Raw genomic sequence first — 22,034 nt, 5'->3', positions numbered from 1 at the left:
TGTGGAAATTGCGTTAAGGTACGGTTTGGCGCAAGCGTGCTACCACTGGTCGGCGCGGTTATGAAGTCAGGTCAGGGGCTGTCAGGGTCTTGTGCATCGATGCCTGGGAGTGGCTTGGGGTTACGCGATTGAGGTTTTGTTACTGTTGGTGACTGGGTAAGGCTTCTGGTCGAGTCTGGTTTTGGTGATGTTGGGTTTACAGGCGAATCAAATGACAGTTGTTATGGCATTCGAGCAGTGGTGGCAGTTACAGGGTGAATGGGTCGAGGAACCGAACCGCCGACGCGGTGGCGAGAGCGGCGTGCAGCGTCTGCGCCAGGACGACGGCCAGGTGCTCTATGCCAAGCGCCAGGTGGGCCACTTCTACCGCAGCCTGCGCTATCCCTTCGGTCGCCCTACCGTGTTGCGCGAGCGCGATGCCTTGCTGGCCCTGAAGCAGATCGACGTCAAGGCGCCGAGCCTGGTCTTCTGTGATGTCCAGCGGGACAGCGCCGGACTCTGGCGCGGTCTGCTGGTGTCGGAGGAGCTGAAAGGTTTTCAGGAACTCAATATCTGGTATGCCGAGGGCGGACGTGAGCGTTTCGGTGCGGCGGTGAACGAGCAACTACTGAAGCAAGTGGCCGGTATGTTGGCGCGGTTCCACCGGGCGTGCTGGCAGCATGGTTGCCTCTATCAGAAGCATCTGTTCGTGCGGGTCGAGCGGGTGGGTGAGCGCATCGAAGTCGAAACCGCCGTGCTGGATCTGGAAAAAAGCCGGCGGCGTTTCAGTCCGCGCCAGGCTGCCCGTCACGATATGCAGCAACTCAAGCGCCATTCGTCGTGGAGTGCTGGTGATTGGGATCTATTGGTCTACTTTTACCAGCAAGCGTTTGGCAGCGCTATCAAGGGGTTGTAGCTATGAAGTTAGAAACAGCTAGAGGTATTTTCCTGGTCGCGGCGCTGGGCGTGGCGTCATGGGCCGCGGCCGCCTGGCATGAGCCAGGCCCGGTCATACTGGGTAAATCCAGCAGCCTGCACTGTCCTGTGCCCCACAAGGCCAGCGCAGCGCTGCAACAGGTGGTGCCGGATCGGGACTTGCTGCTGTTTATGTTCAGTTTGTCGCAGAGTCTGAGCGGGCAGAAATGAGCGCGTGATCGGCCTGACAATCCCCATTGGCGTGCCAATGCCGTGCACTTGGGTCAAGTGCACGGCATTTTTCGTGTATGGCTGGGCGGGCCCGTTGCCTGCGGCTCAGTTGGCCGTCGGCGCCATGGCGGGCTCCGTGTCCGGCTTGGCCAGCAGGCTGTAGACGCAGGGCAGGACGAACAGGGTGAACAGGGTGCCCACCGCCATGCCGGTGGCGATCACCAGGCCTATGTCGAAACGACTCACCGCCCCCGCGCCCGTGGCGAGGATCAGCGGAATCATGGCGAAGACCATGGCCGCGGTGGTCATCAGCACCGGCCGCAGGCGAATCGCCGCCGCTTCCTCGACGGCGGCGCGGCGCGACAAGCCCTGGTTGCGGCGTAGCTGGTTGGCAAACTCGACGATCAGGATACCGTGCTTGGTGATCAGGCCGATCAGCGTCACCAGGCCCACCTGGGTGTAGATGTTCATGCTGGAGAAGCCGAGGAACAGCGGGATCAGCGCGCCGCAGATCGACAGCGGCACCGTCACCAGGATCACCAGCGGATCGCGGAAGCTTTCGAACTGCGCCGCCAGCACCAGGAAAATCAGCGCCAGAGCCAGGCCGAAGGTGGCATACAGGGCGCTGCCTTCCTGAATGAACTGGCGTGCCGCGCCGGCATAGTCGGCGGCGAAACCGGCCGGCGCCTCCTCGGCCATGATCTGCTGCACGGTCTCGATGGCTTCGCCCATGCTGACGATAGGCACGCCCTGGATGATCGCCGAATTGAGTTGTTGGAACTGGTTCAACTGGGTGGGCCGCGCCCGGTCGCTGACCGTGATCAGGGTCGACAACGGCAGCATCTCGCCGCTTTCGCTCTTCACCTGGTAGCTGCCGAGCCAGTCCGGGTTGTCGCGGTAGGCGCGCTCGACCTGGGCGATCACCTTGTAGCTGCGGCCGTCGATGGTGAAACGGTTGATTTCGCCCTCGCCGAGCAGGGTCGCCAGGGTCAGGCCGATATCCTCCATGGACACGCCCATCTGCGCCGCCTTGGCGCGGTCGATGTCGACCACCACCTCGGGCTTGTCGAAGGCCAGGTCGATGTCGAGGAAGGCGAACTTGCCGGAGGCCAGGGCGCGCTGCTTGACCCGTTCGGTGACCTGCAGCAGCGACTGGTAATCGTTGGGTGTGTTGATCACGAACTGGAACGGCAGCCCCTCGCCGGTGCCCGGCAGCGAAGGCAGGTTGAAGCCGAAGATCTGCAGGCCGGCGATCTGGCTCAGGCGCGCCTGCACCTGCGGCAGGATCTCCATCTGGGTGCGTTCGCGCTCGTTCCAGGGCGTCAGCAGGAAGCCGCCGATGCCCGACTGCACGCCGCTGAAGCCGTTGATCTGGAACGAGGAGTAGTACTCCGGGAACTCCTTGAAGATCGCGACGAACTCATCGGTGTAACGGTTCAGGTACTCGAGGTTGGTCGGTTGCGGTGCATTGCTCATGAGGAAGACGATGCCCTGGTCTTCCTCGGGCGCCAGTTCGCTCTTGGTGAACATCAGCAGCAGCGGAATCAGGCACAGCACGATCAGGGCGAACACCAGCACCACCGGGCGAGTGTTCAGGGTGCCATGCAGGGCGTGCTGATAGCGCCGCTTGAGCGTATCGAAGAGCATGTCCAGACGATGGGCCAGGCCGCTGGGTTTCTCGTCGTGGCGCAGCAGCTTGGCGCACATCATCGGCGACAGGGTCAGGGCGACGATGCCGGAGATGATCACCGCGCCGGCCAGGGTCAGGGCGAACTCCTTGAACAGGGCGCCGGTCAGGCCTTCGAGGAAGCCGATCGGGGCGTAGACCGCGGCCAGGGTGATGGTCATCGACAGCACCGGCACGGCGATCTCGCGGGCGCCTTCGATGGCCGCAGCGAAGGGCGTCTTGCCTTGCTCGATATGCCGATGGATGTTCTCCACCACCACGATGGCGTCATCCACCACCAGGCCGATGGCCAGCACCATGGCCAGCAGGGTCAGCAGGTTGATCGAGTAGCCCATCAGCTGCATGAAGAACAGCACGCCGATCATCGACAGCGGGATGGTGATCACCGGGATCAGCACCGAGCGCAGCGCGCCGAGGAACAGGAAGACCACGACTATGACGATCAGGATCGCCTCGAACAGGGTTTTCACCACCTCATCGATGGACGCCTGGATGAACAGGGTGGCGTCGTAGGCAATCGACACCTTGAGGTTGGGCGGTAGCTGCGCCTCGATCTCGGGCATGATCTGCCGCACTTCCTTGATCACGTCCAGCGGGTTGGCGCTCGGCGTGCCCTTGATGGCGATGTAGACCGAGGGCGTGCCGTCGAAGGAGCTGATCGAATCGTAGTTCTGCGCGCCCATTTCCACCCGCGCCACATCGCCGAGCAGCACCCGGCTGTCGCCGATGGTTTTCAACGGGATGGCGGCGAAGGCCTGCGGCGATTTCAGCTCGGTGCTGGCGTTGATGCTGGTGAGCACGTACTCGCCCTTCACTTCGCCGGCGGCGGCGAGGAAGTTGTACTGGCGCACGGCGTCGTTGATGTCGCTGGCGCTCAGTTGGTAGGCGGCCATCTTCAGCGGGTCGAGCCACAGGCGCATGGCGAACACCTGGTTGCCGAGGATTTCCGCTTCGGCCATGCCCGGCAGGGTGGCCAGCTTGGGCTGGATCACCCGTGACAGGTAGTCGGTGATCTGCGGGTTGGACAGCTCATCACTGTAGAAGCTGATGTACATCAGCGCCGAGGCGTCGGCCGCCTCCTTGCTCAGCACCGGGTCTTCGGCGTCTTGCGGCAGCTGGTTCTTCACCTCGTTGGCCTTGGCCAGCAGTTCGGTGAACAGGCGGTCGCTGTCGGCGCCAATGCGCGCGTAGATCGACACGCTCGAGAGATTCTGCCGGCTCACCGAGGTCATGTAGTCGATGCCTTCGGCGCTGGCCAGGCTCTGTTGCAGGGGCTGGGTGATGTAGCCCTGGATGGTTTCGGCGTTGGCGCCCGGGTAGGCGGTGGTGACCGTGATCAGGGCGTTCTCCATCTGCGGGTACTGGCGGATGGTCAATTTGTCGAAGGCCTGCAGGCCGAGCAGGACGATCAGCAGGCTGACCACGGTCGCCAGTACCGGGCGACGGATGAAGGGATCGGTAAAAGCCATGGGCAGTTCCTTTACGCCAGCAGCGCTCCAGGCGCTGCCGGCCGGTTGGTGCTATTCGACGGTTTCGACGGCATCGCTGACGATCGCCACGCGGGCGCCGTTATCCAGCTTGAGCTGACCGGCACTGACCACTTGTTCGCCGCTCTGCAGGCCCTTGAGAATCACCACCCGGCCTTCGCGGCGCTCGCCGGTTTCGACGAAGCGCCGCTCGACCTGCAGGATCGGCTGGCCGTCGGCCGTGCTGGCCGGGCTGCCGTCTTCGGCGCGCTGCGGCGCGATCACGTACACCGAGTTGCCGTACAGGGTGTAGGTGATCGCGGTTTCCGGGATCAGCACCTGCGGCGTCTCGCCGGCGAGCAGCACCTGCAGATTGGCGAACATGCCGGGCAGCAGTTTCTCGTCCGGATTGGCCAGCCTGGCGCGCACCAGCAGGTTGCGCGTGGTCGCCTCGACCTTGGGGTTGATTGCGACGATCTGAGCGTCGAACACCTCGTCGGGATAGGCCGCCACCTGGACGCGCACGCGTTGGCCGATGGCCAATTGCGGCACGTTCTGTTCCGGCAGGAAGAAATCGACGAACAGGGTCGACAGATCCTGCAGGGTGGCGATGGTGGTGCCGGAGGCCAGGTAGTCGCCGACGTCGATCTGGCGGATGCCGATGGTGCCGGCGAAGGGCGCGAGGATGCGCTTCTTGGCCAGGGTGGCTTGCAGTTGGGCGACGCTGGCGTTGGCTTTCTGCAACTCGGCGGAGAGCCGATCGAACTCGCTCTTGGAAATGGCCTGACGGTTGACCAGATTGCGCCCGCGCTGGTACTCGACCCGCGCCAGCCCCAGCTCGGCCTGGGCGGTGCTCAGGCTGGCTTTTTCCACATCGCTGTCCATCTGGATCAGCGGCTGGTCGAGGCCGACCTTCTCGCCGGACTGGAACAGCACATCGCGTGCGGTGCCCGCGACTTCTACGGTCAGATCGATGCCCTGGAAGGCTTTCAGCGTCCCTATGGCCGGCAGGCGACTCTGCCAGGGCCGCTCCACGGCTTCTGCCGCGTTGACGCTGATCGGTGGCGGCGGCGCGGAGAACTGCTGGATTTCCCGGTAGATGGACAGGCCTTTGTAGGCGGCGAGGGCGAGTACCACGAGGGCGACTACGCCCAGCATGATCAACATGCGGCGAAGCAACATATTCCGGTTCCTTGGCGAGGCAAATGGGGCCTGGGAATAGGCAAGAGGGGCACCTTAAAAGTCCTTTTCAGTTATGTCAAAGCGGTACCTTCGCAAAAGATTTCGAGGGTGCATCCAGGCAACGAAGTGTCCGACGAATTGCCACAGTGGCCGGTAAATGCTGGCCGTTTGCTGGCTCGTAGCCCCTGGTTGCGCAGGTCAACAAGCGCTCAGACCAAGCGCAAATGGTTATCCCACAGCCCCGCCGGCAGTTGCAGGGGCTGGGCGGTGATTTTGCCGTGGCGGCAGTCGTAAAGCCGGCACCGGCCCATGCCGCTGCTGACCACAAATCCCTCGGCCACCGCGCCGACGCCAGCGCAGTCGGGCAGCGCTGCATCCAGGCGCAGCTCGGTACTGTCCAGATCCCAGATGAACACCCGGTTGCCGCGTGGCGCGGTCAGTGCCAGCAGGCGCAGCTCGTCGTTGATCGCCACGCTGGCGCTGTATTGATGCATCGCCAGGCGCTGCGCCTCGGCCAGCGGGAAGGGCTGGAAGGCTTGCCCGGGCCGCTTGATCGCCAGCAGTGGCGCCGCCGCGTCGGGTTCGCCCATGTATTGCTGGGCGCTGACGAGGGTGCCGTCGTTGGCCACCGCCAGGTGGCGCACGCTGTTCATGCGCTCGGGCAGCTGTTCTTTGCTCAGCAGGCTGCCGTCGCGGTTGAGCAGAACCAGGCTGGAGTCCATGGCGTCGAGGTCGATCTCCACCCGGCTGTCGGCTTCGGTGCGGATGCCGCCGTTGGCCACCGCCAGGGTTTCGCCGTCGGGCAGCCAGAGCAGTTGGTGCGGGCCGAGGCCGTGGCTCGACAGCTCGGCGGTGTGTTGCAGCTGCCCGCCTTGCAGGCGATAGACGCCGAGCACGCCGCGGCCGGGGTCGCTGGTGTCGTTCTCGGTGGTGTACAGCCACTCGCCGCTGTTGTGGAACACCGCGTGGCCGTAGAAGTGCCGTTGTGCTGGCGTGTGCAGGGTTTGCAGCAGGCGACCGTTGCGGCTATCGAGTAGATAGCTCTGGGTGCTGGGTCGGCGCCCGACGAATAGCGCCAGCGGCAGGCTGGGGTGTGGCACCACGTCATGACAACGTTCGCTGACCTGGGTGGCGAACACCTGGCTGCCATCCAGGCGATAGCCCACTGCATAGTGCCGGCCCGCCGCATTGTTGCGGGCGGACAGCAGCAGTGGCTGCGCGCCGTTGTCGATCAGCGTCCAGCCGGCGCAGGCGCCGCTAGCTGCCGTGACGGCCAGGGCTGCAGCGCTCAGGCCGAGGAAGTCTCTGCGTTTCACTTAGTCACCATCATGGGCATTGAAGCCCATCTGGATGCCGAGGGCTTTTGCCAGTTCGCTTTCGTGCAGGCGGTGCAATGCATCGAGGCTGTCGTAGAGCGCGTTCAATTGGTCGCGTCCGGGCTGCTCGGCGAGCAACTCGCCGAGCGGGCGTTGCAGGGCGGCGAGGCGTTGGCGGGTGTCGCCGTAGGCGGCGTCGATGCGCTGCTTGAGGGCGGCCTGGTCGCTGCTCAACAGCGCCTGGATGCCGTCCTGCTCGGCTCCGTGCCAGATGCGTTCGGCGCTGGCCAGGCCGGCCGCCAGATTGGCCAGACTGGCCTGGCTGCGCCAGGCCTCGGCCTGATAAGGCTGTGGCTGGCCCTTGCTTTGTCGGCCGAGCGGGGTGCCGAGCTTCTTCTTCAAGCCGTCGATGGCACTGACCTGGGTGCGCAGCAACTCGGCCAGCGCTTCGGCAGGTTCGGCGTAGCGCTGGTTGGGGAAGTCTTGCAGTTGTGCGGCCATGCCGTCCTTGGCTTGCCAGAGCTCGAGTACGTCGCTTGCCAGGGCTTGCTGGTGCTGGCCGATGGCGACCGCCAGCGGGCAATAACGGGCCTTCTGTTCGGCATTGGCGAGGTCGATAGCCGGGTCGTACAGCAGGTATTCGTAAGCGCTCAGGCCTTGCACCACCACGCTGGATTTATCCAGGTCGGCAGGGCTCAGTTGCGGTTTGCTGTTAATCAGCGCGGTGACCTGGCGCGCCACCAGATTCTTTTTATCCGGCCAGAACTGTACCTGCCAGGCGCGGTTGCCTTCGGCCAGCGGGCCGATCAGCAGCGGCTGCAGGCCGGCCCAGGCGCTTTGTACGGTGCGGAAGGCCTGATGTGCATCGCTCAGGCTCTGCTCGCCGGCGCAGAAGGCCTGGCCGCTTTGGGCCAGTTGGCGATTGGCCTCGACCCAGCTGGCGTAAGCCGGCAGCAGCACGTCGTCGGTCAGGGCGCGGCTGACGCTCTGCTGCGGGTCGGCGGGTGAGCAGGCGCTGAGTGCCAGGCTCAGCAAGACGAGGGCGAGGGGTGAGCGGGCCATGTGCAACTCCTTACAGCGAATTCAAAAAAACCAGCAGCGCGGTGCGCTGGCCGGTGGAGAAAGTCAGTACCTTCTGCTTGGCCGCCTCGGCTTCGCCGCCGTGCCAGAGAATGGCTTCCAGCAGGTTGCGCGCCCGGCCGTCATGCAAGAACTGGGTATGGCCGTTGACCGTTTCGGTGAGGCCTATGCCCCACAGCGGTGGGGTACGCCACTCGCGACCGTTGGCGAGAAACTCGCTGCGGTTATCCGCCAAACCTTCGCCCATGTCGTGCAGCAGCAGGTCGCTGTAGGGGCGAATCAGTTGGTTGGCCAACTCGGGCTCGGCCGCATCGCTGGCGGTGGTGAACTGCGGAGCATGGCAGCGCTGGCAGCCGGCCTGGTGGAACAGGCTCTTGCCTTCGAGCACCTCGGGTGCCTCGACGTCACGCCGCGCCGGTACGCCCAGGTTGCGGCTGTAGAACAGCACGCTGGCGAGAATGCTGGCGCTGACTTCGGGTTCGCCACCATGGGCGGCGTTGCGGCAGTCGGTTTGCAGGCTGGTGCAGTTGTCCTGGCTGACCAGTGAGTTGGTCAGGCCCATGTCGTTGGCGAAGGCCTCGGCGTTCTGCTGGTTGAGGCTGGGTTGCCCGGCTTTCCAGCCGAAGCGGCCCAGCGTCGTGCGCTGTTGCGCCCTGTCCCAGACCCGATTGGCACGTCCGGAGATGCCGTCCGCGTCGTTATCCTGCGGGTCGGCATTGGCCAGAATCGCCGCCTCGGGGATGGCTTCGAGCAGGCCCAGGCCGATCATCGGCGGGGCGATGCGGGCGGAAAACCGGGTGTCTGGATGCAGGGGGCCATTGCCGAGCCGGCTGATGTTCAGCTTGGGTCGACGCAGTGCAACCGTACTGCCATCGGCAAAGCGCAGGCTGTGCAGGCTATAGCTGACCCGTATCTTGGCCTCGGGGGCGACGCCCGGGTTGGCCATGTCTTGCAGCTGGCCGCCGTAGGTGGGTTCGGCCAGTACGCCCAGGCGCTCGATGATGGCCGCCTGCTCGACGCCCGCGGGCAGCGACAGGCGCACCAGCATCGAGGCGGCGCTGATGGCATCCGGCCCGGGCGGGTGACCGCGGCCGTCCTTGATGTGGCAATTCTGGCAGGCGTTGGTGTTGAACAGCGGGCCCAGGCCGTCGCGTGCCGTGGTGGTGGCCGGGGCGATCACCCAGGGGTTGCGAAAGAAACTGTTGCCGACGCTGAAATCCAGGCGGCGCGAAGGGGCCAGATTGGCCGATGGCAGGGAGAAGGCGTTGTGGTCGTGTTTGAACACGGTGGCGCTGCCGGCGGATAGCGCTTCGTCCGGTTCGGCCTGGCTAAAGCGAGGCGACTGGTCACAGCCGGCCAGGCCCAGGAGCAGGCACAGCAGCAGGCGAGGAAGCGGGGCAGGCATCGACAGGAGTCCGCAGCAAGAAAGTCAGGCGGGCAAGCTTAGCAGGCCAGTTGAATTTAAATAAGACAGATTTGCGTTAGCGTCGACAGTGAAAGGTCGCAGGCAGAAAAGAGCCGATGCGATCAGGCGATCGCATCGGCTGCTGTTGCGCGTCGCCTTAGAAGGTGTGGTCGGCGGTGTCCGGGTTGAGGTCGCCGATCCCCAGTTTGCCCGCGACCTGTTCGATGGCGCCGGTCTGTGTGACCAGAGCGGCGATGGCGTCGCGGACGATCTGCTGGCCTGCGGTGTTGTCGGCGCCGATCAGTTGGTCGAAGTGTTGGCCGTTATTGGCGCTGTCGACCAAGGCCTGCAACTTGGCTTCGCTCGCGGCGAGGTCGGCCTTGAGCGTGCTGTCGGCCTGGACGTCGACCTTGGCCACCAGCGCGGACAGGCTCGGGCCGCTCAGGGTGCTGCCGTCGGCCTTGAGGTATTCGCCCAGATAGACGTTGCGGATGCCCTTGGCGTTATAGAAATGCGAGTTGTGGGTATTGTCGCTGAAGCAGTCGTGCTCGTCTTCGCTGGAGTTGGCTTCCAGGGCGACCTTCATGCGCTCGCCCGCCAGTTCGCCAAGGGACAGGCTGCCCATGCCGAAGAGCATCTTGCGCAGGCCGTTCTCGGCCGATTCGGCTTGCAGGCTGGCGCGGTAATTGTCCGCTACGCCGGCTTGCCATTGGCCGACCATCTCGTCCAGGTCGCTGACCAGCAGCGCGGTGACGGCTTTGAGGTAGGCGCGACGGCGTTCGTTGTGGCCGCCGGTGGCGCCTTCGCCAAGCCCATAATCGCTCGCCGGGCGTGCGCCTGCGCCTGGGTTGGTGCCGTTCAGATCCTGGCCCCAGAGCAGAAATTCGATGGCATGGTAACCAGTGGCGACGTTGGCCTCGGAACCCCCCAGCTCGTTCAGGCTGGCGAGTTTTTCCGCAGTGATTTCAGTCACGTCGAGTTGGTCTTCACCGACCTGGATGTGCGTGTTGGCGATGATGTTGGCGCTGGCGCCTGGATTGCCCAGGGCGTGCTGGTAGTCGGCGGCCACGTAATCGATCAGACCTTCGTCCAGTGGCCAGGCATTGAGTTGGCCTTCCCAGTCGTCGACCACGGCGTTGCCGAAGCGGAAGACTTCGGACTGCATGTAGGGCACGCGCGCCGCCAACCAGGCTGCGCGGGCGGCTTGCAGGGTGGCCTCGGTCGGGTTGGCGAGCAGTGCGTCGATCGCGCTCTGCAGCGCCTTGCCGGTACTGGCGGCGTCGCTGAAGACGGCCAGCGCCAGGTCGGCATAGTGGGCGACCACGGCGCTGGCCGCGGCTTCGTCGATTTGGCTGGCCACGGCTACCGGGGCGCTGGCGCTGCTGGCGGCAGGTGCCGGGGCTTGGCTGACGGGGGCCTGGTCTTCGCCGCAACCGGCGAGGGAGATAGCAATGGCCAGTAGGCTGGCGCGAGCCAGGGGCATACGAATCATGACGAAATCCTTTGCATGAAAATGAGAGCGGCACGCGAACGCGCACGCAAAGCTGCAACATAATGCGAAAGATTTGCATTTTGCGCAAAGGGTCGTTGCGATTAAATCGCATAAAGCCGTGCGCCGGGTCGCCGTCCCGGCAGCACGATGCCGTTAGAATGCCAGCATTCGCCTCGCCGTCATGCCCACCGTTATGGAGTCAGCCGTATGAGCCTTACCAGTGTTGCCGTCCTCGTGATTCTGCTGCTTCTCGCCGCTTATGCGGTGATGCTCTACAACGCCCTGGTGCGTTTGAAGCACGGGCTGAGCAAGGCCTGGGCGAATATCGATGTGTTGCTCAAGCAGCGCCACGACGAGTTGCCCAAACTGGTGGAGACCTGCAAGCAGTACATGCAGTACGAGGGGCGCACCCTGGAGCGAGTGATTGCCGCGCGCAACGCCGTCGCCAGCGCCCGCGAGCAGCATGACGTCGGCGCTCTGGGCAAGGCTGAAAGTGGCTTGCGGCTTGGCCTGGGGCAACTGTTCGCGCTGGCCGAGAACTACCCGGAACTGAAGGCCAATGACAGCTTCCAGCACCTGCAGCAGCGCATCAGCGGTCTAGAGAACGGCATCGCCGACCGGCGCGAGTTGTACAACGAGGCGGTCAACCTGAACAACGTGCGCATCGAGCAGTTTCCCGATGTGGTGATCGCCCGGGCCTTTGCCTTCCAGGCCGGCGAGTTGCTGGAGTTCAGCGACGCCGAGATGGCCGACGTCGACCTCAAGTCGCTGTTCAGTTAGGCCGTGGCGCTCGAGGAATTGTTGCTTAGCCTGCTGTTTAGCGGCGGCGCGACTGTCGCTGGCGCCTGGTGGAGCCTGAAACGTTGGTTCCAGGCCCGCCATTTGCTGGACACGCCGACCTCGAAGATCCGCTCGGCGGCTCAGGGCTATGCCGAGTTCTATGGCGTGTTGGTGGCGCAGGCCAATGCGCAGGTGCGTGCTCCGCTGACCGGCAAGCCCTGCCTGTGGTGGCGCTTCAAGATCGAACAACACCAGTCCAGCGGCAAGAGCCGCAGTTGGCGGGTGGTCGAGAGCGGCAGCAGCGAAGCCTGGTTGTGCTTGCACGACGGCACCGGCGACTGCCTGATCGACCCGCGTGGCGCCGAGGTTCGCCCGGCGATCCGCGAAGTCTGGCAAGGCAGTCTGCGCCACCCCATGGGGCCGGCGAAGAGCGGCTTGCTCAGCTGGTTGGGCAGCGGCAAGCGCTACCGCTACAGCGAGGAGCGCCTGCAGGTCGGCCAGCCGCTGTATGCCATCGGTGATTTTCGCAGCAGTGGCGGCGGTCGTCAGGCGCGCAATCCGGAGGTGGCGCAGAGCGCCGTGATTCGTGAGTGGAAGGGCGATTTCAGCGGCCTATTGCAGCGTTTCGACAGTGACCGCAACGGCCGGCTGGACGAGCAGGAGTGGAACCGCGTGCGCCTGGCCGCGCACCTGGAAGCCGAAGACCGGCACCGTCAGCAGAGTGCGCAACCGGCGCAGCACCTTCTGGGCGCCCCCGTGGAGTCGCGGCCGTTCATCCTGGCCAATGCCGGCGAAGACGAGCTGGCTCGGCATTTCCATTGGCAGGCGGCCGGCGGCGCCGTGCTTTGCCTGAGCGGAGCCTTGGCCACGGCCTGGTTGCTCGGGGTGAGGGCGCTGTAGGGCGGCCTCCGCTGGGCTAAAGCCCACCCTAGCAACCTGTTGGCAGGCATGGCCCAGGTTAGGGGCGGCACCTAAGGGCATCCTTTGGCAGGCTGCGGGTTGTCACAGTGTGACCGGGTTGGCGGCGCTGAGGCGGCGGGCCTGCTTGAGGTACAGGAGCAATTCGCGGGCTGGCAAGGGCTTGCTGTAGAAGTAGCCCTGACCTTCGTTGCAGCCCTGGGCAATGATATAGGCCTCTTGTTCGATCGTTTCTACGCCCTCGGCGATCACCTGCATGCCCAGATTCTTACCGAGCTGGATGATGGCGCGCACGATGGTGGCATCGTCTTCGTCGTCCAGCAGATCCTGGACGAAGCTCTTGTCGATCTTGATCTTGTCTAGCGGCAGGCTCTTCAGGTAGCTCAACGAGGAGTAGCCGGTACCGAAGTCATCGATGGCGATGAGCGCGCCGGAGCGGCGCAGGCTGAGCAGGTGCTGGGCGGCGGTGGTGATGTCTTCCATCAGGCCGGTTTCGGTGACTTCCAGCTCAAGGCTGCGCGGCGGCAGGCGATAGATCTGCATCAGGTTGTTGATCACCCGTGGCAGTTCGGCATGGTGCAGCTGCACGGTGGACAGGTTGATCGCCATGCGCAGCTCGCTGAAGCCCTGGTCATGCCATTCGCGCAGTTGCTTGCAAGCCTGGTCGAGAACCCACTCGCCGATCGCGATGATGGTGCCATTCTGCTCGGCCAGCGGGATGAACAGATCCGGCGGCACCAGGCCATGTTGCGGGTGTTTCCAGCGCAGCAACACCTCGACGCCGACTACCCGGTGATCGTGGTAGTCCACCTGGGGTTGATAAACCAGAAATAACTGGTTGAGGGGCAGGGCTTCGCGCAGATCCTTCTCCAGCTCGCGACGGCGGCGCATCTCGCTGTCGATGCTGGCGATGTAGAACTGATAGCGGTTGCGCGAGCGACTCTTGGCCAGGGTCATGGTCTGTTCGGCTTTCTGCAGCAGCTTCTCGGTGTTGTCGCCGTCTTCCGGGAACAGGGTGATGCCGATGGTGGCACGCAGGTGCACCACCTGTTGGTCGACGGTGAACGGGATTTCCAGGTCGTCCAGCACGCTTTGCGCGAGCTCCGCGGCTTCGTAGGGTTGCTCGATGTCGGCCTGAACCAGGGCGAACTGGTCGCCACCGAGGCGGGCCAGGGCGCCGAGCCGACCGTTGTGGCTGCGCAAGCGGTCGGACAGGGCCAGCAGCAGTTGGTCGCCGGTCTGGTAGCTGAACTGTTCGTTGATGCCTTTGAAATCGTCCAGGCCGACGCAGAGCACGGCAACCCGGCGCTGCAGGCGGCCGGCGTCCTCGAGGATCTGGTCGAGTTGCTGCTGCAGTTGCTGGCGGTTCGGCAGGCCGGTGAGGAAGTCGTACTGGGCCATGCGCAACAGGCTGTTTTCCGCTTCGCGGCGCAGGTGGGTGTTGCGTTCGATGGAGGAGAGCAACTGGTTGGCGGTGTTGATCCACAGACCCAGCTCGTTCTTCTCGTTGCCTTTGAGCATCGGCAGCTTGTGGGCGCCGGGTCGATCCGGGTTGATCTGGCTGAGGTGGTCGATGATTTTCGACAGCGGCTTGGTCAGTAGCCAGTGGTAGACCAGGTACAGCACCAGGCCCATGGCCAGGGCGCGAAGCACGCCGGCAATGAAGATGATCACCGAGTTGGTGACGAACGCCTCGCCGTAGCGTGCGGTGTCGAGGGCGATGCTGAGGTCGCCGTAGTACTCGCTGTAGGGGCCGCGGCCCACCAGTTTGGTGGTGAAGTGCTGTTCCTGGCCGAGAATCGGGTCGGTCAGCCAGCGGGTGGGTAATTGCGCGAGATCACGGGACTTCTTCGCCAGCATCGGCTCGTTCGGGTGGCCGATGGCCGCCATGCGCACCGATTCGTGCTGGAACAGGCCTTCGATGACCTGTGTGCCCATTTCGCGATTCAGGCTGTAAACCGCCTGGGTCGAGGGGTCGCGGAACATGCCGAGAATCCGCTGGGCATCGTTGGTCACGGTCTGGCGGGTCTTGTAAACGTCGAAGACAATTTGCGCGCAGCTCAATACCACCCCAACGGCAAGTGCCGAAAGCAGCACCACGCGCAGCAACGTGAGAGACAGGCTGTTTTTGAGTTCCAGCTTCAAATGGCGGTTCCTTGTTCGATGCCAGAGGCGTCAGACCGCTGTGAGTATTAGCAAACTCGCGGTTGCCGTCAAAGGGCCATTAGCGCAATGCGCATCAGTCGATGCCGGTGTGGCGGCGACAGGGCGTTGGCAGCCCCTCTAGGATGTCGATGCGCCGGCGCTGAGTCCTTGGCTGCGATGAGCTTTTATTTTGCGCCGTTCACTGCGTCGCGCCCTGATCCGTGAAGTGTCCCCGTGATGATCAGGATGCCGAACTCGCTATTGATTCTGCTGGCACTGGGTGGTTGCACCCCTTCACGCCATGGCCGGCGTTGGACGAGGGGCTGTGGTGCGGGGCTGAGCGCACAGTGAAAAGGGCAAAGCCCGGCAGATCTGCCGGGCTTTGCCCTCAGTTAACGGGTACACATGGCCGTTGACTACTTGCGCGGGCCCTGGGGGGGAGGGCGCTGGCAGGTCTCAGGCGGCGTAGTTGTTCGCGACGAAGTCCCAGTTGACCAGGTTCCAGAACGCTTCGACGTACTTCGGACGCAGGTTGCGGTAGTCGATGTAGTAGGCGTGCTCCCAGACGTCGCAGGTCAGCAGCGGGGTATCGCCGCTGGTCAGCGGGCAACCGGCGCCGATGGTGCTGGCCAGAGCCAGGGAGCCGTCGGCTTTCTTCACCAGCCAGCCCCAGCCGGAACCGAAGGTGCCGATGGACACTTTGCTGAACTCTTCCTTGAACTTGTCGAAGGAACCGAAGGCCGCGTTGATCGCGTCGGCCAGGGCGCCGCTCGGTTGACCGCCGCCGTTAGGCTTCATGCAGTTCCAGTAGAAGGTGTGGTTCCAGACTTGAGCGGCGTTGTTGAAGATGCCGCCCGAAGAAGTCTTGACGATCTCTTCCAGGGTTTTGCCTTCGAACTCGGTACCAGGTACCAGGTTGTTCAGGTTCACGACATAGGTGTTGTGGTGCTTGTCGTGGTGGTATTCCAGGGTTTCCTGGGAAATGTGCGGCTGCAGAGCGTCATGTGCGTACGGCAGTGGCGGCAATTCGAAAGCCATGGTTGATCTCCTAATCAGGTCAGGTGCGGTGTTCGCGAAGCCGATCACGGGCGGCCATCTCAGCGGCGGGAGTTATCTCTTTGCGCCGCAGGCTCAGAAGCATAGCACTGGGCCTGCGACATAAACACGCGGCAACTGTGTGGGAAACCCACTTGAAGTGGCGATCCCAGGCTGGTTAGGCGGGCGATTCAGGCGGCTGCGGGACTGGCCAGCAACTGCCAGGCGATGGCCAGCATCATCAAGGCCACGGCCAGATCGATCAGCCGCCAGGTTGCCGGTCGTGCCAGTTGGGGGGCGAGCCAGGCGGCGCCCAGGGCCAGGCTGAAGAACCACAGCAGCGAGGCGCTGGCGGCGCCCAGGGCATAGGCGCCGGGGACGCTTTGCTGGGCGCCGAGCGAGCCGATCAACAGCACGGTATCGAGATACACATGGGGGTTGAGCAGGGTAACCGCCAGTGCGGCGAGCAGTACGGCGCGCAACGGGCGCGGAGTGGCTGCGGCCGTTTGTTCGAGCCCTTGTGGCCGGCAGGCGCGCAGCAGGGCCTGGGCGCCATACCAGAGCAGGAAGGCCGCGCCGCCCCAGCGGGCGACACCCAGCAGCAGCGGGTTCTGCGCCAGCAGCGCGGCCAGGCCGAACACCCCGGCGGCCACCAGCAGGGCATCGCAGGCCACGCAGAGCAAGGCGACGGGCAGGTGATGTTCGCGGCGCAGGCTTTGCGCCAGGACGAAGGCGTTCTGGGCGCCGAGGGCGATGATCAGCCCGGCGGCGACCGATAAACCATTCAGATAGCTGTGCCACATGACGTTCTCTCCTCTTGAATGCTGGTCAGTCTGCGTGGCTTGGTTGTATAAGAAAAATCAATATTGCTGATCGCTCATTAGGAGAATTGATATGTTCGATTACAAGCTGCTGGCCGCCCTGGCCGCAGTGGTGGAACAGGCCGGTTTCGAGCGGGCGGCCCAGGTGCTGGGGTTGTCGCAATCGGCGGTGTCGCAGCGGATCAAGCTGCTCGAGGCGCGGGTGGGGCAGCCGGTGCTGGTGCGCGCGACACCGCCCACGGCGACCGAGATCGGCCGGCGTCTGCTCAATCATGTGCAGCAGGTGCGCCTGCTCGAACGCGACCTGCAGGGGCAGGTGCCGGCGCTGGACGAAGGCGGCTTGCCCGAGCGCCTGCGCATCGCCCTCAATGCCGACAGCCTGGCGACCTGGTGGGCGCCGGCGGTGGGCGAGTTCTGCGCCGCACAGCGGGTCTTGCTGGATCTGGTGGTGGAGGATCAGGAGGTCGGTCTCAAGCGCATGCGCGCCGGCGAAGTGGCGGGCTGCGTCTGCGCCAGCGAGCGCCCGCTGGCGGGGGCGCGCTCGCTGGCGCTGGGCGCCATGCGCTATCGGGCGCTGGCCAGCCCGGGCTTTATCTCCCGGCATTTCCCCCAGGGCATAGCGGCGCAGGAACTGGCGCGGGTGCCGGCTATCGTGTTCGGTCCGGATGACCAGTTGCAGCATCGCTACCTGGCCGGGCTGGGCGTGGCGGGAGGCTTCGCCCATCACCTGTGTCCGTCCTCCGAGGGCTTCGTGCGCCTGACCAGTGCCGGCTTCGGCTGGGGCCTGGTGCCGGAACTGCAGGTCGAGCAGGCACTGGCCAGCGGTGCGCTGCAGGAAGTTCTGCCCGGACGGCCACTGGACGTGCCGCTGTACTGGCACCACTGGCGCAACGGCGGCGAGCTGATGGCGACGCTCACCCGCCACCTGCAGCAGGCGGCGAAGGTCTGGTTGGTCGCGCCGGCCTGTTAGAGCTTGAAGTGCGCCACCAGTTGCTGCTGGCTGCCGGCGAGCTTCTGCAGGTGCTCGCCGCAGTCGCGGGTATGGGCCGCGGTCTGGCGGTTTTCCCCGGTCATCTGGTGCAGGCGGTGCATGTGCTGATTGACTTCCTGGGTGGTCGCCGCCTGCTCCTCGGCGGCCGCGGCGATCTGGAAGGCCAGGGCATGCACGCCCTGCAGGGAGTCGTCGAGGTGAGCGAGCGAGCCGAGCACGGCCTGGGTCTCCTGTTCCAGGGTGCGGGCCTGTGCGGTCGAACCCTGCATACAGGTTTGTGCCTGGCTGGAGGAGGCGCCGATGCTGGCGAGGGTCTGCTCGATTTCTTCGGTGGCGGTGCGGGTGCGCAGAGCCAGGCTGCGCACCTCGTCGGCGACCACGGCGAAGCCGCGACCCTGTTCGCCGGCGCGGGCGGCTTCGATTGCCGCATTCAGGGCGAGCAGGTTGGTCTGCTCGGCAATGCCGCGAATCACCGCCAGCACCGAGCCGACCTGCTGGCTGCTGGCGGCCAGGGTGTGCACCACCTCGTCGGCCTGGCGCAGACCGGCGAGGAGTTGATCCTGGCGCCCGATCATGCATTGCAAGGTGTCCTGCATGGTGGTGAAGGCCTGCCGCGCCGCGGCGCTGCCATCGGCGCTCTGGCTGGCACTGGCGGCGATTTCCTGCACGGTGGCGGCCATCTGGTCGACCGCGCTGACCACCATCTCCAGCGCTTGCTGCTGCTGGTCGAGGCGGCTGCTGGTCTGCCCGGCAGCGCCGAGGATATTGCCGCTGGCATCGTCAACCGCTTGGCTGGCGTGGCGTAGTTGTTCGATGACCGTGCGCCAGGCATCGGCCATTTCATGCAAGGCCTGCATCAGGCCGCTGTGCGCGGCCGCCTGTGCGGGCAGGCGCAGTTCGCCCGCCGCCAGGCGGCGGGCCAGGGCCGCCATGTTGCTCGGCTCGCCGCCCAGGGGGCGCATCAGGCTACGGCTGACCAGCCAGGTCGCGAGGGCCACGGCGGCAATGGTCAACAGGCCGAGCAGGAGCATCTGCCGCAGCAACTGGTGCACCGCGGCAAAGGCTTGCGCCTGGTTCATCTCGGCGATCAGTGCCCAGTGCTGGCCGGCAAACTCCAATGGCACGAAGGCTTTGAGGGCCGTCTGGCCGTCCAGTCCGGCTTCGCTCAGGCGGCCCTGCTGGCCCTGCAGGGCCAGGGCCACGGCATTGCCGGCGAGCGGCTGGCCAGGTTGTTCGCGGCGGCTGACCCGTTGCTCGGCGAAGCGCACCGAGTCGGAACGCAGCAGGCCGTCGGCGCCGACCAGATAGGTTTCCCCGGCTTGGCCAAGGCCCTGGCGGGTCTGCATCACGTCATTGAGCGGGGCGATTGGCAACTCCAGCATCAGCAGGGCCAGCAGCTCGCCGTCGGCGATGATCGGCGCGGCCAGGAACTGACTGGGTTCGCCGGTCTGTGGGTTGATCAGCAGGTCGCCAATCTGCACCTGCTGGCTGGTCAAGGCGGCCTTGGCCAGCCGGGCCATGGGCGTGTCGCGCCAGCGCTCAGTGTGGAGATTTTGTTGGTAGTCATCGCCGCGCAGCACGCTGAACACCACGCTGGCGTCGCTGGCGATCAGCTTGAGTTCGCTGAAGCCGAAGGTCTTGATGAAGTTCAGGAAAATCGGCCGGTCGTAGTTGGCCGCGCTGATCAGGGCCGCATCGTTCAGGCCCTGGTAGCTGGTGGCCAGGTTGCTGGCCAGGGTGCTGAGCTGGTTGTGTCGTGCCTGCCAGTTGTCCAGCAGCTGTCGCTGTTTGATATTCGCGACGGCTTCCAGGGCGTTGAGGGTTTGTTCCTGCAGCGCCTTGCTGGCTTGGTGGTAGGCGGTGAATGCCACCGCCAACACCGGAATAAGGCCAATTGCCAGGTAACTGAGGGCGAGTCTGAGGCGTAATGGCATGTTCGGAGTTCCGCGGGTAGAAGGGTTACACGGTCGGGTGTTTGTTGGATATTCTGCAAGAATCGTGCGGATAAATTGACGCGTGTAAATAAAAAGAATCACCCGGGCGACACCCGCGGCGGCGCAGAGGGATAGGCTGCCCGCTCCAGCGGGTCGGCGCGGATGCTATGGCCTGGCGCATCTGTCGGCATCTGTCGGCATCGCTCAGGGACAATCGCGCCCGGCGATGTTCGGCGAGCGACGCAGAAGCCTTCCACAGCCGCTGGGAGCCGCACCAGGTTCAGGAGGGCCGGCACTTGGCAGGCAAAATAGCCGCCTGGTTTGGCGGCTTCGCCTCAGCTGATGAGGATGGGGCCCGAGCCGGGCAGCTGTTCCACGCAGCGTTCGCCGAACAGTTTGGACGGCGTGAAATAGCCCCCCGGGCCGTCGTAGGCGAGCAGGTGGCGCACTGCCAGCAACACGCCATGCACGGTCACCGCATAGCCGTTGGCCGTCTCCAGGTGGGCGGTTTTCAGTTCGCCGGCGGCGTTGCGAACCTCGCCCCACAGCCAGGTACGCTGGTGCTCGCGGCTGCTCTGGTCGGGGCCGTGCACGCGCTTTTCGATCAGACGCTTGAGCCTGTGCTGGACGCTCTCCCGGCCGAGCAACGGGCGCAGCGGATCGAGCAGGCGCATGCCGATGGCCAGGGCTGGCGGTGTGGGTAGATAGACCTCAATGTTGCCAATGCCGGTGGAGTAGTAGGCGGTCGCCACGTCGCCCCAGGGAATGCTGACCGCGTGCTTGGCGCCGCGGCCGAAGTCGATCTCACGGCGCTTATAACCCAGCGGCACATCGACGATGAGCCCGGCACGACGTATCTTGCCGCCGAGTTTGAGACCTTCCAGCGTGGTCTTCGCGGTGCCCGGCGACAGCCCGCTGGCCGTGTCGAAACCCAGGGCCAGGTGGCTGGCATCGGGCAGCGCCTGGTGCAGGCAGGCGGCCAGGCAATCGCTGGGGATGACGTCGAAGCCAACGCCGGGGCAGACCACCAGCCCGGCCTCCCGGGCTTGCAGGTCACGACCGTGGGCCGCTTCGAACACGCCGATCTCGCCGGTGATATCGACATAATGGGTCGCACTGGCCAGGCAGGCATCGAGCATCGGCGCACTGGTGGCGGAAAAGGGCCCGGCGCAGTGGGCGACCAGCGCCACATCGGCCAGTGCCTGACGAGCGCGCTCGGGCTGCCGAATGTCGAATATCCGGCATTCCAGGCCGAGCAGGCTGCCCAGGGCATGCACCGCCGCCGGATTGCGCCCGGCCAGAATCGGCGTCAACCCCTGGCGTTGCGCCTCGGCGGCCAGCAGGTGGCCGGTGTAACCGTTGGCGCCGTAGATCATCCAACTGTTTGTGGCCATGCCTGACTCCGGTTGGGATTGGTGGGTCATGGGTAACAGGGTAGCTGGTATAAACGTTGCCCTCGCTAGGCCCGCAGCAATGCCGCCAGCGCCGTGGGGCGCGTCAACGAAGGGCTGTGCAGGCTGCGGCCTGAGCGTCGACCCGTTCACATAGTGCGCAACTGCGCGGTCTGTAGCCGGCCACTGCGTCAGCGCTGGGCTCTGCGCCGGTGCGTCTTGCCCTGGCTTGGCGCGACACTGAAGCGTCGCGCACTAACCGTTATACTGGCCGGCATTTCGCGTCTTCAGCGTTTCTAAAAGGTTTACTTATGCGTAACGATGCCCACGACGAACCCGATCATGTGCCCAGCCTGACCACCGACCAGCGTGATCGCGAGGACTTCGATGAGGGTCGCCACGAGTCCGTCATGCGCACTCCCGCCCGCGCGGCGGCGGCCGCACCCAAAACGGCCAGCAACGGCGCGCTGTGGTCGTTGGTCGGTGCCCTGACCATCGCCCTGGGGGGTTTGGGTTGGTGGAGTTTTCAGCAGATCGGCCTGATGCAGCAGCAATTGGTGGCCACCCAGGAGAGCTTCGCGCGTATCAGCGAGGAGGCTGCCGGGCGGATCCAGGATATTAGCGGCAAGGTGGTGGCTACCGAGTCCACGGTCACCAGCGGCAGTGAGGCGCTCAAGTTGCAAGTCAAACAGCTGGAAAACAAGCTGGCCGAACTGAGCAAACAGCAGCAAAGCGTTGCCGGTCAGCAGAGTGGCCAGAACCAGCGGATCGAGCAGTTGGCGGCCGACCTTAAAACCCAGCAAGGCGCGGCCAGCAAATTCGACGGCAGCCTGCAGGGCCTGAGCGGCGAACAGGCGCTGCTGAAAAAAAACCAGGCTTCGCTGCAAGCCGAACAGGTGTCCTTGAAAGCCGCGCAAGCCGGGCTGAGCAAGCTCGATGGTCGGCTGAAAAGCCTGAGTGACGAGGTCGAGGCGCTGAAGCAGATCGGTAATCCGAATCAGGCCATCGGCCGTCTGGAGCAGGATCTGCTGGTGCTGCGCAGCGAGCTGGACAATCGCCCGGCGGCGAACAGCAACACCGCCGAGTTCGATGCCTTCCGCGGGCAGATGACCCGCAATATCAGCACCTTGCAAGCCCAGATCCAGAACCTGCAGCAGCAAATCGACGCGCGTTGACCGGCGCGATCCAGGCCGTCAATGCGCGCGTCCCTGCCATGCCCGCTGGTTGGTTCGGGCGTTCAGGGCGCCCGGGGTTCGCCGCAGAGCG

At 64.8% G+C, this 22,034-nt stretch carries 17 protein-coding genes; 6 read left to right on the top strand and 11 right to left on the bottom strand.

The annotated features are described in order from the left end of the window. Window positions 1-211: 211 nt before the first annotated feature. Together P8H27_RS01210 and P8H27_RS01205 are read left to right on the top strand one after the other, a co-directional pair. Window positions 212-895 carry a lipopolysaccharide kinase InaA family protein gene (locus tag P8H27_RS01210; protein ID WP_289634791.1) on the top strand — a complete coding sequence of 228 codons (684 nt, stop codon included), beginning with the start codon at window positions 212-214 and terminating at the stop codon, window positions 893-895. Between the two features lie 2 nt (window positions 896-897). Next, window positions 898-1,125, top strand: a complete 228-nt coding sequence (locus tag P8H27_RS01205) for a hypothetical protein (protein ID WP_289634790.1) — start codon at window positions 898-900, stop codon at window positions 1,123-1,125. 105 nt (window positions 1,126-1,230) lie between these two features. On the opposite strand, the gene P8H27_RS01200 is transcribed toward P8H27_RS01205, so the two are convergent. The 6 genes from P8H27_RS01200 to P8H27_RS01175 all read right to left on the bottom strand — a co-directional run bounded on the left by P8H27_RS01200 (window position 1,231) and on the right by P8H27_RS01175 (window position 10,753). Next, complete coding sequence (locus P8H27_RS01200; RefSeq protein ID WP_289634789.1) at window positions 1,231-4,281, bottom strand: multidrug efflux RND transporter permease subunit; 3,051 nt, start codon at window positions 4,279-4,281, stop codon at window positions 1,231-1,233. Between the two features lie 51 nt (window positions 4,282-4,332). Beyond that, the gene (locus P8H27_RS01195) at window positions 4,333-5,460 is read right to left on the bottom strand and encodes an efflux RND transporter periplasmic adaptor subunit (protein ID WP_289634788.1); all 1,128 of its coding nucleotides are present in this window, start codon (window positions 5,458-5,460) and stop codon (window positions 4,333-4,335) included. A 209-nt stretch (window positions 5,461-5,669) separates the two neighbouring features. Further along, window positions 5,670-6,776 (bottom strand): DUF1513 domain-containing protein, encoded by a 1,107-nt coding sequence (locus tag P8H27_RS01190; RefSeq protein WP_289634786.1) that lies wholly within the window; start codon window positions 6,774-6,776, stop codon window positions 5,670-5,672. Next, a complete protein-coding gene (locus P8H27_RS01185) occupies window positions 6,777-7,838 on the bottom strand; it encodes an imelysin family protein (RefSeq protein WP_289634785.1) in 1,062 nt (353 codons plus the stop codon). Window positions 7,839-7,848: 10 nt separating this feature from the next. Further along, entirely contained in the window at window positions 7,849-9,261 is a 1,413-nt protein-coding gene (locus tag P8H27_RS01180; protein WP_289634784.1) for a di-heme oxidoredictase family protein, read from the bottom strand. Between the two features lie 157 nt (window positions 9,262-9,418). Next, window positions 9,419-10,753, bottom strand: coding sequence for an imelysin family protein (locus P8H27_RS01175; protein WP_289634783.1), 1,335 nt, complete (start codon window positions 10,751-10,753; stop codon window positions 9,419-9,421). A gap of 207 nt (window positions 10,754-10,960) precedes the next feature. Here P8H27_RS01175 and P8H27_RS01170 point away from each other — a divergent pair, with 207 nt between their 5' ends. Further along, complete coding sequence (locus P8H27_RS01170) at window positions 10,961-11,533, top strand: LemA family protein (protein WP_289634781.1); 573 nt, start codon at window positions 10,961-10,963, stop codon at window positions 11,531-11,533. 21 nt (window positions 11,534-11,554) lie between these two features. Next, entirely contained in the window at window positions 11,555-12,433 is an 879-nt protein-coding gene (locus P8H27_RS01165) for a GIDE domain-containing protein (protein WP_374761308.1), read from the top strand. Between the two features lie 102 nt (window positions 12,434-12,535). Here P8H27_RS01165 and P8H27_RS01160 read toward each other — a convergent pair whose 3' ends face one another. The 3 genes from P8H27_RS01160 to P8H27_RS01150 form a co-directional block, all read right to left on the bottom strand. Then, a complete protein-coding gene (locus tag P8H27_RS01160; RefSeq protein WP_289634780.1) occupies window positions 12,536-14,596 on the bottom strand; it encodes a bifunctional diguanylate cyclase/phosphodiesterase in 2,061 nt (686 codons plus the stop codon). 456 nt (window positions 14,597-15,052) lie between these two features. Further along, window positions 15,053-15,634 carry a superoxide dismutase gene (locus tag P8H27_RS01155; RefSeq protein WP_289634779.1) on the bottom strand — a complete coding sequence of 194 codons (582 nt, stop codon included), beginning with the start codon at window positions 15,632-15,634 and terminating at the stop codon, window positions 15,053-15,055. A 188-nt stretch (window positions 15,635-15,822) separates the two neighbouring features. Beyond that, complete coding sequence (locus P8H27_RS01150; protein WP_289634778.1) at window positions 15,823-16,434, bottom strand: LysE/ArgO family amino acid transporter; 612 nt, start codon at window positions 16,432-16,434, stop codon at window positions 15,823-15,825. A gap of 85 nt (window positions 16,435-16,519) precedes the next feature. Between P8H27_RS01150 and P8H27_RS01145 the strand changes: the two genes are divergently transcribed. Continuing rightward, on the top strand, window positions 16,520-17,422 hold the full coding sequence (locus P8H27_RS01145) for a LysR family transcriptional regulator ArgP (protein ID WP_289634884.1): 903 nt from the start codon (window positions 16,520-16,522) through the stop codon (window positions 17,420-17,422). Here the strand turns inward: P8H27_RS01145 and P8H27_RS01140 are convergent. Together P8H27_RS01140 and P8H27_RS01135 are read right to left on the bottom strand one after the other, a co-directional pair. Continuing rightward, window positions 17,419-19,377 (bottom strand): methyl-accepting chemotaxis protein, encoded by a 1,959-nt coding sequence (locus P8H27_RS01140; protein WP_289634777.1) that lies wholly within the window; start codon window positions 19,375-19,377, stop codon window positions 17,419-17,421. The two genes, P8H27_RS01145 and P8H27_RS01140, sit on opposite strands and share 4 nt — an antisense overlap. Window positions 19,378-19,712: 335 nt before the next feature. Continuing rightward, entirely contained in the window at window positions 19,713-20,771 is a 1,059-nt protein-coding gene (locus P8H27_RS01135; protein WP_289634776.1) for a trans-acting enoyl reductase family protein, read from the bottom strand. 308 nt (window positions 20,772-21,079) lie between these two features. Between P8H27_RS01135 and P8H27_RS01130 the strand changes: the two genes are divergently transcribed. Next, window positions 21,080-21,943, top strand: coding sequence for an ATPase (locus P8H27_RS01130; protein WP_289634775.1), 864 nt, complete (start codon window positions 21,080-21,082; stop codon window positions 21,941-21,943). The last annotated feature ends 91 nt before the right edge of the window (window positions 21,944-22,034 follow it).

Origin of the sequence: Pseudomonas sp. sp1636 (genome assembly GCF_030376615.1) — a bacterium.
Classification (GTDB): Bacteria; Pseudomonadota; Gammaproteobacteria; order Pseudomonadales; family Pseudomonadaceae; genus Aquipseudomonas.
Note: the sequence above shows the minus strand (reverse complement) of the source record. Positions and strands in the feature narration are given on the sequence as shown.